Source organism: Streptomyces sp. NBC_00873, assembly GCF_045207415.1.
Taxonomy (GTDB): Bacteria; Actinomycetota; Actinomycetes; order Streptomycetales; family Streptomycetaceae; genus Streptomyces.
Genome location: NZ_CP108803.1, coordinates 3,553,619 through 3,567,154, shown reverse-complemented (window position 1 = coordinate 3,567,154; position 13,536 = coordinate 3,553,619). Strand labels below are relative to the sequence as shown.

The window sequence follows — 13,536 nt, the reverse complement described above, 5'->3', positions numbered from 1 at the left end:
GTGCGGGGTGCTGCGTACGGGGCTCACTTCGCGCAGTAGCTGTACGGGAGGAACGTGCGCTTGTCGCCCTGCGGAGCTCCGAGGAACTGCGCGTCCGTCAGTGTCTCCTTCTTGTGGTCGTCCGAGAGGGAGAATCCGAGGCTCATGCCGAGCGAGACCTCGAAGCCGAACTCCTGGGCGTCCGTCTCGCCGTGGTACTGCATCGTGCTCGACAGACCGTCCTGGAACATCATCTGGTCGAACGGGTCGGTTCCGTCGGGCTTCTGCCGCAACGACTTGTCGCCGAACATGTACTCGAACGGAGCGGTGTTGTTGCCGCTGCCGTCCAGCCACTGCTCGGCGATGGCCCGCTTGTCCTCGGTCGCCTTGTCGGTGTCCTTGCCGAAGACGATCGAGTTCGTCTGGACCTCGATGCCCGTGTCGCCGGACGAGTCGGTGGCGCCCGCCTTGCCGCCGCGCTTGTCGCCGTCCTTCTTGCCGTTGTCGCCCTTGGCCTCGCCCTTGCCGGACGTGGAGCCCGTCTCGACCGTCTTCGTCATGTCGATACGGACGATCTTGCCGGTCTTCTGGTCACGGGTGACGGTGATGGCCCCGGTACGGGTGTCCTTCGCGCCGGCCGTACCGGTGAGCGGGCCGGCCGAACCGCTGACCTTGCCCTCCAGTTCGAGCTTGGCGGTGTACGTGTACGACTCGTTGCCGTTGACGTCGTCCTTCGAGATGGTCACGTCCGGGGAGAACTTGGCCTTGCCGCCGAGCTTCGCGCCGAGCTGGGACTCGTCGCCCGCGCTGATGCCCAGGCCGCCGTCCGCGTACACATTGAGGCCGATCGTCGAGTAGGAGATCTTCTTGTTGCCGATCTGCTTCTCGACGTCCTCCTTCTTGTCCGCCCACTTCATCCCCGAGTACCAGTTACCGCCGTAGGCGCCGCTGTACTTCGTGGAGGTCTCCCACATCTTCATTTCCTCGATGTCGTCCCGCATCTTCTTGGCGTCCTCCTCGCTCTTGAAGACCCAGGTGTCACCGTTGGTGATCTTGACGCCGCCGCCGACGTCGACATCCGCCTTGCCCAGCTTGCCGAGCTTGAAGCCGGGGGTGCTGGCGGTGGCGCCGACGGACGCGGCGTCCGTGAACGTCATGTAGACCAGCTTGTCGTTCTCGTCGACCTTGCCGTCCTCGTTCACATCCGTGTTGACCTGGCTGACCTTCTGCTGGAAGCCGTACTCGTTGCCCCACTCGAACCAGCCGATCTTGACCTTGCCGCCGACCGTGTCGGAGACGTTGGAGATCTGGCAGAGCTTGGGCTCGTAGTCGGCATCCGTCTTCGGCTTCGCGACCGGGTTGTTGCCACCGGTGGTGCACCCGCCACCGCCGCCACCGAGCGAACTGATCGCACACCGGATCCGCTCGCCGATCTGACCGCCGACACCGGCCATCGCCATCGCGCCGATCATCGTGACGACGAGGACGATCACCCCGAGGTACTCCATGGCGGTGGCACCGCTGTCCCGCCATGAGTACGAGTTCGGGGTGACGGACTCCGTGCTGTCGTCCTCCTCCAGCAGCCGGTCGACGGCCAGCCCGGCGGCCGAACCGGTGACCAGCACCACGAGGGGCATCAACACGCCCTCGATGCCGACGAGATGCCACGAAACGAAGAGGCCGTACGCGAGTCCGGCGACCGGCACACCCAGGGCGGCGGCCAGATACACCGGGCGGGACTCCCGCTGCTCCTCGGGCAGCACGCGGGCGGCGGCCAGGACGGTGAGCAGAGAGGTGATGACGCTGGGCACATGCAGAAGGCCCAGCCGCCAGGTGAACTCGTCGAGCCGCTCACCGGTGGCGAGGGTCTCCACCAGCCCGCGGCTCACCAGGAAGCCGGCGACGATGTAGACGAGGGCGCCGACGGCCCAACTGCGCGTCAGCGGAAGGAACGCACCGCCGCTGCTCCGGGCTCCGCCGTTCCAGCCGGGGCCGCTACCACCGCCCGGCCGGCCGGGGCCCTGCCCCGGCGGTATGCGGCCCGCGCTTCCGTGTCCCCAGCCCCCGCCACCGCTCACTGCTCTCCCTCTCCGACGCTCACTCGCCCTGCTCGTGCCCCGCTGACTGAACCTCGGGTGTGGCGTGAGCGTACGGGCGAACTGGCATGCTGGCCTGGGCCCTTGGCCCCAAACCCGGGCCCAACGAAGGGCGTGCCCGGCCCCGGCGGCTGCCCGACCTGGACGGCGTGAACGAGGTGTCCCGTAAGCGAAGGCGGCCCGACAGCCTCTCAGCCCCGGCTCTCCTCCGTCTGGACGATCCGCACCCGCACTCCGGGCCGCAGACCCCACTTCTCCATCGCCCCGGCCTCCGACTCGATCACATGCCGCGACCGCAGCCGCACCATCCCGAGCCGCCCCGGCTTCATCGTGTGGACCGCCACGACGTTGAACTTCCGGTCCAGGTACGCCACATCGATCGCGAACCGCATCCGGAACGTGTGCACACTCCCGCACGGGGTGATCATCAGCGCCCCGTCGATCCCGTCCTGACCGAGCAGCCCCTTGGACCGTGCCCGGTACGAGGCGGCGATCCGCAGCGGCACCTCCTGCTCCGGTTTGCCCTGCCGGTCCGTGACCGTCAACGTCCCTTTTCCGTTGCGCCATTGCCCCATGGCCACGACCTTAACGGTCTCCCCCGCGACAGGGAGTGGGCTCCGGACGCCCTGCGACGCCGCCCGCTGATCCACTCCCCATCGCGGGGGAGGCCGTAAGCCCGGTGACCGTCGCTGGGCCCGGAACGATACGCAGTAGGCCCCTGGACCCATGACCCGTGCGCGTCCACGGGCCTAGGGTCGGTTCCGTGTTCGCCATGTTGCTGGGGGTCGCCGCGCTCTGGGGCGCCGCGACCGGACTGCTGGTCCCTCGCGCCGCCTATCGGTTCTCGGTCGAACCGGACGACGCATGGCGGGACACCTGCCCCGCCGGCCACCCCTTCAGCGGGGTGGCCCGCGGCTGGCTCGGTTCTCCCCGGTGCGCTGCGTGCGCCGGGGTACGGACGGCTCCGCGGGCGGCGGCGGTTGCCGCTTCCGTGCCGGATGCAGGCAGCGGTGAGGCCGGGAGAGCGGCTGAGCGTTACGCCCCCTCCCTCCTCGCCCCCGTTGTGACCGCCCTCGGCTGCACCGCCCTGGCCGCGGCCACCGGACTCCGCCCCGAGCTCGTCGTCTGGCTGCTGCTCGCCCCCGTCGCCGTGCTTCTCGCCACCATCGACCGCCGCGTCCACCGGCTGCCCGACCAGCTGACGCTGCCGCTCGCCGGCGCGGCCGCGCTGCTCCTGGGCGGTGCGGCGCTGCTTCCGGAGCATGCCGGATCGTGGACCTCCGCACTGCTCGGCGGCCTCGCGCTCGGCGGCTTCTACCTCCTGCTCTTCCTGATCAACCCGAACGGGATGGGCTTCGGCGACGTCAAGCTCGCCCTGTCGCTGGGCGTGGCCCTCGGCTGGTACGGGTGGGCGATCGTCTGCGCGGGAGGCTTCGCCGGGTTCGTGTTCGGTTCGGTGTACGGGTTCGGGCTGATGATCCTGCGACGGGCCGGGCGCAAGACGGGCATCCCGTTCGGGCCGTTCATGATCGGGGGCGCCCTGCTCGGGCTCCTGTTGGGCGGTCTCGCCGCCTGACGGCCTCCCCCGCGACAGGGAGTGGGGCTCGCGGTGCCCTGCGACTTTGCTTGCGGCGTTGTCGTCGGTCACCGACTCCTCCATAGCCTCAAAGGCATGGGAGGGGCCCCCTTCGCGTCGACTCCGTCCTCCGCCTTGCCGCCGAAGCCGCATGACGCCGCTCGCCGATCCACTCCCTGTCGTGGCGGGAGGCCGTAACCCGTAGTACCGCTCAAACCCGTAGTACCGCTCACGGACCGCCGGGAACGGGGCACCCGGAATCCGGTCGCGTCCGCGGGCGCACCGGTGCCATCATCCTCGTATGCCTGGAACACCCGAGGAGGAACGCGCACGCTTCGACGCACTCGTGGCCGAGGCCGATGCCGTCTCCGTCGACGGCTGGGACTTCTCCTGGCTCGACGGCCGAGCCACCGAACAACGCCCCTCCTGGGGCTACGCGCGCGCCATGGGGGAGCGGCTGGGCCGGGCCCACGCCGCCCTCGACATCCAGACCGGCGGCGGCGAGGTCCTCGCCTCCGCCCCGAAGTTGCCTCCGCTCACCGTCGCCACCGAGTCCTGGCCGCCGAACATCGCCCGCGCCACCGCCCGCCTGCACCCGCTCGGCGTCGTCGTGGTCGCCGATGCGGACGAGCCGCCGCTGCCGTTCGGGGACGCCGCCTTCGACCTGGTGACCAGCCGTCACCCGGTGACCACCTGGTGGACGGAGATCGCACGCGTCCTGCGACCCGGCGGCACGTACTTCTCGCAGCAGGTCGGTCCGGCGAGCGTCTTCGAGCTCGTCGAGTACTTCCTCGGCCCGCAGCCGCCCGAGGTGCGCGGCGCCCGCGACCCGCAACAGGCCGGTGCCGAGGCCGAGGCGGCCGGGCTGGAGGTCGTCGATCTGCGGCTGGAGACGCTGCGTACCGAGTTCTTCGACATCGGCGCCGTCGTCCACTTCCTGCGGAAGGTGATCTGGATGGTGCCCGGCTTCACGGTTGAGCAGTACCGGCCACAGCTGGCCGCCCTGCACCACCTCATCGAGACCGAGGGGCCGTTTGTCGCGCACACCACCCGCTTCCTGATCGAGGCTCGCAAGCCGCGATAGGCGGTCAGCGCCGCCCACACCCTCCTCGACGAGATTCCGGACGGCGAGACGCTCGCCGCATTTAACCGGCTCGTACCGCAACTCACTTCGCGCTGCGAGGTCTCCCTCTTCGCCACGCTCCCGGTCGCCGACGGGCCCTACGCGTGCGGCCCCACCGTCACCTTCCCCACCGTCAGCTCCGCCTTCCCTTCCAGCACCGCCGCCACCCACTCCACCTGCTCCTCCAGTCCCCGCAGCTGCACGGCGGTGAGCGGGGACAGCGGCTCCACGGTGACCGCGATCCGACGGCCGGAGCGACGCTGGTGCCAGACCCCGGCGACCGTGCCGTCGATCAGCAGCACGGGGAAGTTCCCCGCCTGGCCGCGCGCCAGCGCGCGCTCGTACGCCGCGCCCGGGAAGAGCCGCTCGCGCGGCTGGGACGCGATGGCGAACGCGTCGAAATAGGGGAGCAGCCGCACCCCGCACGCCGGACCGGCGGGGAATCCGGTGTCGCCCGCCACCAGCCACGCCGTACCGTCGCTCCCGTACGCCACCTCTTCGATCGCCCCGTCCCCGGCCAGCTCCGCGAAGACCGACTTCGCCCATCTGATGGGCGCTGCCAGCCACTTGGCGAAGTGCGCGGGAGTGGCGGGACCGTACGCGTACAGATAGCGTCGCACGAGCCCGGCGAGCGCCGTCGGACCGTCGAGCGGTGTGACGCCCGGGTTGGTGTACGTGACCTTGCGGCCGCGGTCCTGGGCGAAGCACAGCACACCGCGGTGGCCCGCCACATGCATCACCTGCCGCCAACGCGGCCACAGTTCCTGGAACGCGGGCATCACCGGGTCCCCGGCCCACGGACCCGTGCGGGCGACCACGGCGTCGGAGAGCTCGTCGATCGTCAGCTCGGCGCCCGTCAGCGCATCGCCGATCGCCGCCAGGACCTCCTCGGTCTGCTCGGAACTCATCCGGAGGTCCTTCGGGAACGGGTCGGCCCTGGTCGGAACGGAGGACAACGCACCGGTCCACAACGGAAGTTCGGCCGCCGGCAGCAAATGTACGGTGCCGCGCGGCCCGTACGTCTTGACCAGGGTTCGTTCGGTCGACAGCGCGGCGCGTACGTCGGCACGCGTCCCGCCCGCAAGCCGCAGCCCGATGGACAACTCGGCGGCGGACAGCACCTGCGCGTGTGCGGCGAGCATCGTCGACACGGCGTCGGCGGGGGAGGCGGCCAGGGGGACGGAGAGGCCCTGGCGGTCGATCCGGCGTGCGTTCGCCCCGGCCCAGGTCACGGTTGCTGTTCGGCTCGTCATGATTCGGAAACTAGCGGCCCATCAGGTCAGCTGCTGTCCCATACTCGGCCCATGACCTCTGCGAGACGTGCAGCCGCGGCCCTGATCGGTGCGACGGTGCTGGTCCTGACCCCGGCACTCGCAGGCTGCGGAAAGGGACGGACCCCGAGCGCCGGACCGACCTCCGCGGCCCCCGTCCCTGTCTCGGCCTCCGCCACGACGGCGACCGCGCCCACGACCCCGGCTGCCGCGAGCACCTCCGCTACCACGGCGGCCGGCTCCCCGCCCGTCGGGGCGAGCCCGTACCAGGAACCCGGCACCGTGGACGGCGCGCCGCACTACAAGGAGAACCACGCCTTCCAGCAGGCGCGCGAACTGTCCCCGGCCGAACGGGCCGAGGCCGATGCCCGGGCCGCGAGGATCAAGGAGGCGCTGACCCCGGCGGCCCAGGACCCGCACACCACCGAGTCCCGCATCCGCAAGGTCCTCACCGGACTCGGTTACGCCTCCGGGGTCATCACCACCAGCTCCTGGGGCCACGACAACGCGTACCTGATCGACAACGGCCCGATCTGTCTCGAAGGCGTGGTGTACGTCTCGGTGGACGGCGCGGGCCACGGCCAGGTCACGGCCGAGGCGCACGGCCGCTACATCGAGGGCACCGGCTGCGTGAAGCCGGAGGGCGGGCACTGACCTCCGGCTGGGAGTGTCCGGCGTCAAGCCGACGCCTCCGGCAGCGCACCCGCCTCATCCGCCCCTCCTGCCCCCCGGCGCTGTGCTCGGACCGGAGTCCACCGAATTCGGAGAGTAATTATTGAGTGGCGTGGCACGCGGCATCACTCACGAAGGGTTATGGTGGAAACCCCCCCTCGGGCCGGTCCGTATCCCCCCCCCACGGACCGGCCCGTTTTTTGTACCCGTCCGGCGAAGACCGGACACTCAGCCCCGTCCGGCCCAGATGTTGGTGCCGGCGGTGTCCACGGCGAAGGTGTCGATCTCCTTCAGCTCCTCGGCCGACAGTGCCGGTCCGGCGAGCGCCGCGACGTTCTCCTCCAACTGCTTCACGCTCGAAGCGCCGATCAGGGCCGACGTCATCCGGCTGTCCCGCAGCACCCAGGTGAGCGCCAGCTGGGCGAGTGACTGGCCGCGCCGCTGCGCGATGTCGTTCAGCCCGTTCAGCCGACGGATCACCTCGTCCGAGAGCAGATCCGGGTCGAGGGACTTGCCCTGGGTGGCGCGAGAACCCTCCGGGATGCCCTTCAGGTACTTGTTCGTGAGCAGCCCCTGGGCGAGCGGCACGAAGGAGATGCAGCCCATGCCGACCTCCTCCAGCGTGTCGAGCAGCCCGTCGTCCTCGGTCCAGCGGTTGATCATCGAGTAGGACGGCTGGTGGATCAGGGCCGGCACGCCCATCTCCTTGAGCAGCGCGGCTGCCTCGGCGGTCTGCTCCGAGTTGTACGAGGAGACGCCCACGTACAGCGCCTTGCCCTGCTGCACGGCGGAGGCCAGCGCACCCATGGTCTCCTCGAGCGGAGTGTCTGGGTCGAAGCGGTGCGAGTAGAAGATGTCGACGTAGTCGAGCTGCATCCGCTTCAGCGAGGCGTCGAGCGACGACAGCAGATACTTGCGGGAGCCCCACTCGCCGTACGGGCCGGGGTGCATCTCGTACCCCGCCTTGGTCGAAATGACCAATTCGTCCCGGTGCGGGGTAAAGTCCTGGTGGAAGAGCTTCCCGAAGTTGAGCTCGGCGGAGCCGGGCGGCGGCCCGTAGTTGTTGGCCAGGTCGAAGTGGGTCACGCCGAGGTCGAAGGCGCGGCGCAGAATCGCCCGCTGGGAGTCCAGGGAGCGGTCGTCGCCGAAGTTGTGCCACAGGCCGAGAGAGACGGCGGGGAGCTTGAGGCCGCTGCGGCCGGTGCGGCGGTACTCCATGGAGTCGTAGCGCGAACCGGCGGCCCGGTAGGAGAGAGAAGAATCAGTCACGTTTCCCTCCTTATCACGGACTTGTGACAGACCGGGTTGGGCCGGTGCGGTGCCTGCGCAGTAATGTGGCGGCTTCGGGGACTGCCACGGCACGGCGGAGCGACGGACTCTGCGGACCGGTGTGACGATCCCCACGGGGTCGGCCCCGGACCCCGGGCAATGGGGCGGGAGGGCCCGCACGGAACCGAGAGGTGAACTCAGTGAACTTGCGCGACCTGGTGTACGGGCTCTACGCACGCCGGGTGGAGGCCCGCCTCGACCACGCCCAGGTGCCCAAGCACATCGGTGTCATCCTCGACGGCAACCGGCGCTGGGCGAAGGCGTCCGGCGGCACGGCCGCGCAGGGACACCAGGCAGGTGCGGACAAGATCCAGGAGCTTCTCGGCTGGTGCAGTGAGACCGATGTCGAGGTCGTCACCCTGTGGCTGTTGTCCACGGACAACTTCGACCGGCCCGAGTCCGAGCTGACCCCGCTCCTCGGCATCATCGAGAACACCGTGCGCGACCTGGCGGCGGACGGCCGGTGGCGCGTCCACCACGTCGGCACCCTCGACCTGCTGCCCGCGCACACGCAGATCGTCCTCAAGGAGGCCGAGCAGGCCACGGACGGGGTCGACGGAATACTGGTCAATGTCGCCGTCGGCTACGGCGGGCGGCAGGAGATCGCGGACGCGGTCCGGTCGCTACTGCTCGACCACTCGTCCAGGGGAACGTCCTTCGAGGACCTGGCGGAGATCGTCTCCACCGACCTGATCTCGGAGCACCTGTACACGCGGGGGCAGCCGGATCCGGACCTGGTGATCCGCACGAGCGGCGAACAGCGGCTGTCCGGCTTCATGCTCTGGCAGAGCGCGCACTCCGAGTACTACTTCTGCGAAGTCTTCTGGCCGGCGTTCCGCAAGGTCGACTTCCTCCGCGCACTGCGCGACTACGCCGCCCGAGGCCGTCGCTTCGGCGGCTGACGCCGCGCATCTCCTCCACGGAACCCATCGGCCGGGTGGGCCTGGACCTGTGTGCCCGGAGTCGTCACTTGCCGACCTCGACGGCGCCGGTTCCGCCCTCAATCGCCGGACGGACTTGAGTGCCCGGCCGGGGCCCGCATGTCGGGGCGGGTCCGAAACCCAGCCTGTCCGGCAGTTGAGGACGGAACCCCTGCGCCGGGTCGGCCTGGGCCTGTGTGCCCGGGGCACTGTCTCCCAACGGCCTACATCGTGGGACCGGACCCCCATGGTCGGGGCATCACGTCCGGCTCACCCGCCCGCCTCGTGGCGGCATGGCTTCGCGTGTTCGAGGGAATACCCCTGACAGGTCGACGTCCGGTCAAAAACCAGGCGGACGTCGTGTCCAAGTGAGCGGCATGGAGTCCGCTCGCCCGGGAGGCCCTTTGCACACGAAGGACCGTACATACTGTGCGGCTGACGCGGAGGGCCGGCGCTCGGCCCGTGCAAGAGGGTCGCAGCCCGGTCCGTCCTCTCCCTTTGGGATGCTCCGCGACGCCGTCGCACCCCAACCTCGTCCGAGGGGGTACGTCCTTCCGTGGTGACCAGCACAAAGCGCCGCATGCCCGACAGGCGCACCTATGTTCTCGACACCAGCGTCCTGCTGGCCGACCCGAACGCCATGGCCCGGTTCGACGAGCACGAAGTCGTGCTCCCGATCGTCGTGGTCACGGAACTGGAGGCCAAACGGCACCATCCGGAGCTCGGCTACTTCGCCCGGCAGGCCCTGCGCCTGCTGGACGACTTCCGGGTCCGCTACGGCCGGCTGGATGCCCCGATCCCGCTCGGGGATCTCGGCGGGACGCTGCGCGTCGAACTCAACCATTCCGACCCCGGCGTACTGCCCGCCGGCTACCGGTTGGGGGACAACGACTCACGGATTCTCGCGGTCGCGCGCAATCTCCAGGCCGAGGGGTACGACGTCACGGTCGTCTCCAAGGATCTGCCGCTGCGCATCAAGGCATCCTCGGTCGGCCTCCTCGCGGAGGAGTACCGCGCCGAGCTCGCCATCACCGACTCCGGCTGGACGGGCATGTCGGAACTGCCCCTCTCCGCCGAACAGGTGGATCTGCTCTTCGGAGAGGAGACGCTCTACGTCCCCGAGGCCGCCGACCTGCCCGTGCACACCGGACTGGTCCTGCAGTCCGAGCGCGGCAAGGCGCTCGGCCGGATCACCGCCGAGGGCAATGTGCGCCTCGTCCGCGGCGACCGGGAGGCCTTCGGGATCCATGGCCGCAGCGCCGAGCAGCGCATCGCTCTCGATCTGCTGCTCGACCAGGACGTCGGCATCGTGTCGCTGGGCGGCCGGGCCGGCACCGGCAAGTCGGCGCTGGCGCTCTGCGCCGGTCTGGAGGCCGTCCTGGAGCGGAGGCAGCACCAGAAGGTGATGGTCTTCCGGCCGCTGTACGCGGTCGGCGGCCAGGAGCTCGGCTATCTCCCCGGTACCGAGGCCGAGAAGATGAGCCCGTGGGCGCAGGCCGTCTTCGACACGCTCTCGGCGGTCGCCGGGCGTGAGGTGATCGAGGAGGTGCTCGGGCGCGGGATGCTGGAGGTTCTGCCGCTCACCCACATCCGGGGCCGCTCGCTCCACGACGCGTTCGTGATCGTCGACGAGGCGCAGTCGCTCGAACGGAACGTCCTGCTGACCGTGTTGTCCCGGATCGGGGCGAATTCCCGAGTTGTGCTCACGCATGACGTGGCGCAGCGGGACAACCTCCGGGTCGGCCGGTACGACGGAGTCGTCGCCGTGGTCGAGAAGCTGAAGGGCCATCCGCTCTTCGCGCATGTCACGCTCACCCGTTCCGAGCGCTCGCAGATCGCCGCGCTGGTGACCGAAATGCTGGAGGAAGGCCAGATCTGATACGGGATACGACCATTGATGCCGCCCGGCGAGCGGAATATCTTAGCCGGGCGGCATCGTGCTGCGGCACCATTTCCGTAAAACACGTGGACCAAACGGGGTGTGAGCTTTCACACGCAACGGAGAATTGCTTCGCGGCGGCCCGTTCCGGCAGAGTCTTGCTTCCGTCAGGCCCCGCATACGGCACACCCGCACCTCCAGAGGTGCCACGCATCAGACAACTCAACAGTCGCCGTCCGTATGCCGCCCGCGAGCACCACGCGGCACTCCTCCAGGGGAGTTGCCCACCGGGCCCGTGCCTCCCGTGACCCAAGCAGTAGGGAGGCCAGTGTCAGGGGCACGATTGCGTCCGCGAGGTCACCTAAGCGGGCGATGCTGGAAGGACACCGTGTGAGCCGGATCTCGGTCCGGGGGTTCGCCGTGGCATCTGCCACTGCGGTCACCACCGTCGGCGCCGTCGTAGGCGTTGCATCGGGCAGCACTCCTGCTGCCGACGACAACAACTTCGAGGCGACCGCAGCCGACACGACGCTTCTCGCCGACATCCCTGCGGGCCAGCAGGCCCAGGTGCAGACCGCCTCGCTGACGCAGCAGGCGGACGCCCAGGCGTCCGCAGCCGACGCGGCAGCGAAGAAGTCCGTGGAAGAAGCGGCCCGCATCCAGGCCGCCAAGGACGCCGAGTCGAAGAAGCAGGCGGCCGAGGACAAGCTGGAGAAGGAGCGTCAGGCCAAGAAGGACGCCGAGCGCGCCAGCCGGTCCGCGGTGCGTTCCGCCTCCGCCTTCGCCACGCAGAGCTCGTACACCGTGGCCGAAGTCCAGGCGATGGCCCGCCAGATGATCCCCGCCGACCAGTTCCAGTGCTTCAGCAACATTGTGAACCACGAGTCGACCTGGAACTACCGGGCGAGCAACCCGTCCTCCGGTGCGTACGGTCTCGTCCAGGCGCTGCCCGGTTCCAAGATGGCGTCCGCCGGTGCCGACTGGCAGACCAACCCGGCCACCCAGATCAAGTGGGGCCTCGGCTACATGAACGGCAGGTACCAGAGCCCGTGCGGCGCCTGGTCCTTCTGGCAGGCGAACCACTGGTACTAGAACCTCCCGAGGTTCCGGTCTCAACCTTGCGAAGCCCCTCACCGTCCTACGGTGAGGGGCTTCGCGCGTGTACCGTCGTCCGGACGACTCCGGGGGGAGTGGTGGGGAGAGAACTCGGGGGTAGAGGAACACTCATGTCGAAACTGCCAGCATGGCTCGGGCGGCTGGGCGCCGAACTGACCGAGCTGGGCGACCGCATGGAGGAACGCCGCGTCGCGGCGGAGGCCGAGGGGGATGTCGACGGGGACAGGGACGCGCAGGCCGAAGTCCCGGTCGCGGTCGTCGCCGCTGTGTCCACCGCCGAAGACCGGTCCACCGGCCCCGGCCGGGTCCCGGCGCCGCCCGCCTACGCACCCGCGGTCGCCGCCCGCCCCGATCCGGTCGCGGCGATCCCCTGGGGGATGCGCGTCGCGGCCGAGGCCGGCTGGCGGCTGCTCGTCCTCGCAGGCACGCTCTGGGTGCTGATGAAGGTCATCAGCGCCGTACAACTGGTGGTGCTGGCGTTCGTCGCCGCGCTGCTCGTCACCGCGATGCTGCAGCCGACCGTCTCCCGGCTGCGGCAGTACGGGCTGCCGCGGGGTCTCGCCACCGCCGTCACCGCGATCCTGGGCTTCGTCATCATGGGCCTGGTCGGCTGGTTCGTGGTCTGGCAGGTCATGGACAACCTCGACACTCTCTCCGACAAGGTGCGGGACGGTATCGAGGAGTTGAAGCGATGGCTGCTCGACAGCCCCTTCCACGTCACCGAGCAGCAGATCAACGATGTCGCGAAGAATCTCAGCGACACCATCGGCACCAACACCGAGGAGATAACCTCCGCCGGGCTCCAGGGCGTCACCGTGATGGTGGAGGTCCTCACCGGGATGCTGCTGGCGATGTTCTCGACGCTCTTCCTGCTGTACGACGGGAAGCGCATATGGCACTGGGTGTTGAAGCTGGTGCCCGCGCAGGCGCGGCCGGGTGTCGCGGGCGCCGGGCCACGTGCCTGGCGGACGCTGACCGCCTATGTGCGGGGCACGGTGCTGGTCGCCCTGATCGATGCGATCTTCATCGGGCTCGGCATCTGGTTCCTCGATGTGCCGATGGCGGTGCCGCTCGCCGTCTTCATCTTCCTCTTCGCCTTCATCCCGCTCGTCGGCGCGGTGATCTCCGGGGCGCTCGCGGTGGTCGTCGCGCTGGTCACCGAGGGCGTGTTCACCGCGCTGATGGTGCTGGTCGTGGTGCTGGCCGTGCAGCAGATCGAGGGCCATGTGCTGCAGCCGTTCATCCTCGGCCGTGCGGTACGCGTCCACCCGCTCGCCGTCGTCCTCTCGGTCGCCGCGGGCGGCATGGTCGCGGGCATCGGCGGTGCGGTCGTCGCGGTGCCGCTGGTCGCCGTCACCAACACGGTGGTCGGCTATCTGCGGGCGTACGGGCAGGAGGAGGAGCTGCGGCACGCACCGCAGCCGCGCGGCGCCACGGCCGCCGGCGTCGCCCCGGCCGGGGCGACGGGACCGCCGCCCACGGACCGCGGCGACGGCGACGCCGATATGGAAGCGACGCAGCCGGCGATGGAGTAGAGCAGAAAGAAGGGCCCCGAGGACGGTCGGTCGTCCTCGG

11 protein-coding genes are annotated in these 13,536 nt (G+C 69.7%); 7 read left to right on the top strand and 4 right to left on the bottom strand.

What is annotated here, in order from left to right; genetic code table 11:
- Positions 1–23 precede the first annotated feature (23 nt).
- Together OH809_RS15970 and OH809_RS15965 are read right to left on the bottom strand one after the other, a co-directional pair.
- Positions 24–2,057, bottom strand: coding sequence for a hypothetical protein (locus OH809_RS15970; RefSeq protein WP_406421763.1), 2,034 nt, complete (start codon positions 2,055–2,057; stop codon positions 24–26).
- 209 nt (positions 2,058–2,266) lie between these two features.
- On the bottom strand, positions 2,267–2,650 hold the full coding sequence (locus tag OH809_RS15965) for a DUF192 domain-containing protein (protein WP_406421764.1): 384 nt from the start codon (positions 2,648–2,650) through the stop codon (positions 2,267–2,269).
- Positions 2,651–2,847: 197 nt separating this feature from the next.
- On the opposite strand from OH809_RS15965, the gene OH809_RS15960 reads away from it, so the two are divergent.
- A complete protein-coding gene (locus OH809_RS15960; RefSeq protein WP_406425164.1) occupies positions 2,848–3,651 on the top strand; it encodes a prepilin peptidase in 804 nt (267 codons plus the stop codon).
- 301 nt (positions 3,652–3,952) lie between these two features.
- Positions 3,953–4,735, top strand: coding sequence for a class I SAM-dependent methyltransferase (locus tag OH809_RS15955; RefSeq protein ID WP_406421765.1), 783 nt, complete (start codon positions 3,953–3,955; stop codon positions 4,733–4,735).
- A gap of 137 nt (positions 4,736–4,872) precedes the next feature.
- Here the strand turns inward: OH809_RS15955 and OH809_RS15950 are convergent, their stop codons facing one another.
- Complete coding sequence (locus OH809_RS15950) at positions 4,873–6,027, bottom strand: winged helix DNA-binding domain-containing protein (RefSeq protein ID WP_406421766.1); 1,155 nt, start codon at positions 6,025–6,027, stop codon at positions 4,873–4,875.
- A gap of 51 nt (positions 6,028–6,078) precedes the next feature.
- On the opposite strand from OH809_RS15950, the gene OH809_RS15945 reads away from it, so the two are divergent.
- Entirely contained in the window at positions 6,079–6,699 is a 621-nt protein-coding gene (locus tag OH809_RS15945; protein WP_406421767.1) for a hypothetical protein, read from the top strand.
- Positions 6,700–6,945: 246 nt separating this feature from the next.
- Here the strand turns inward: OH809_RS15945 and mgrA are convergent, their stop codons facing one another.
- Positions 6,946–7,986, bottom strand: coding sequence for an L-glyceraldehyde 3-phosphate reductase (gene mgrA / locus OH809_RS15940; RefSeq protein ID WP_406421768.1), 1,041 nt, complete (start codon positions 7,984–7,986; stop codon positions 6,946–6,948).
- A gap of 200 nt (positions 7,987–8,186) precedes the next feature.
- Here mgrA and OH809_RS15935 point away from each other — a divergent pair, with 200 nt between their 5' ends.
- From OH809_RS15935 to OH809_RS15920, 4 genes are all read left to right on the top strand, one after another.
- On the top strand, positions 8,187–8,948 hold the full coding sequence (locus tag OH809_RS15935; protein WP_406421769.1) for an isoprenyl transferase: 762 nt from the start codon (positions 8,187–8,189) through the stop codon (positions 8,946–8,948).
- Between the two features lie 574 nt (positions 8,949–9,522).
- On the top strand, positions 9,523–10,845 hold the full coding sequence (locus tag OH809_RS15930; protein WP_037688637.1) for a PhoH family protein: 1,323 nt from the start codon (positions 9,523–9,525) through the stop codon (positions 10,843–10,845).
- A 390-nt stretch (positions 10,846–11,235) separates the two neighbouring features.
- Positions 11,236–11,937, top strand: coding sequence for a lytic transglycosylase domain-containing protein (locus OH809_RS15925; RefSeq protein WP_406421770.1), 702 nt, complete (start codon positions 11,236–11,238; stop codon positions 11,935–11,937).
- Between the two features lie 134 nt (positions 11,938–12,071).
- Positions 12,072–13,496, top strand: a complete 1,425-nt coding sequence (locus tag OH809_RS15920; protein ID WP_406421771.1) for an AI-2E family transporter — start codon at positions 12,072–12,074, stop codon at positions 13,494–13,496.
- The last annotated feature ends 40 nt before the right edge of the window (positions 13,497–13,536 follow it).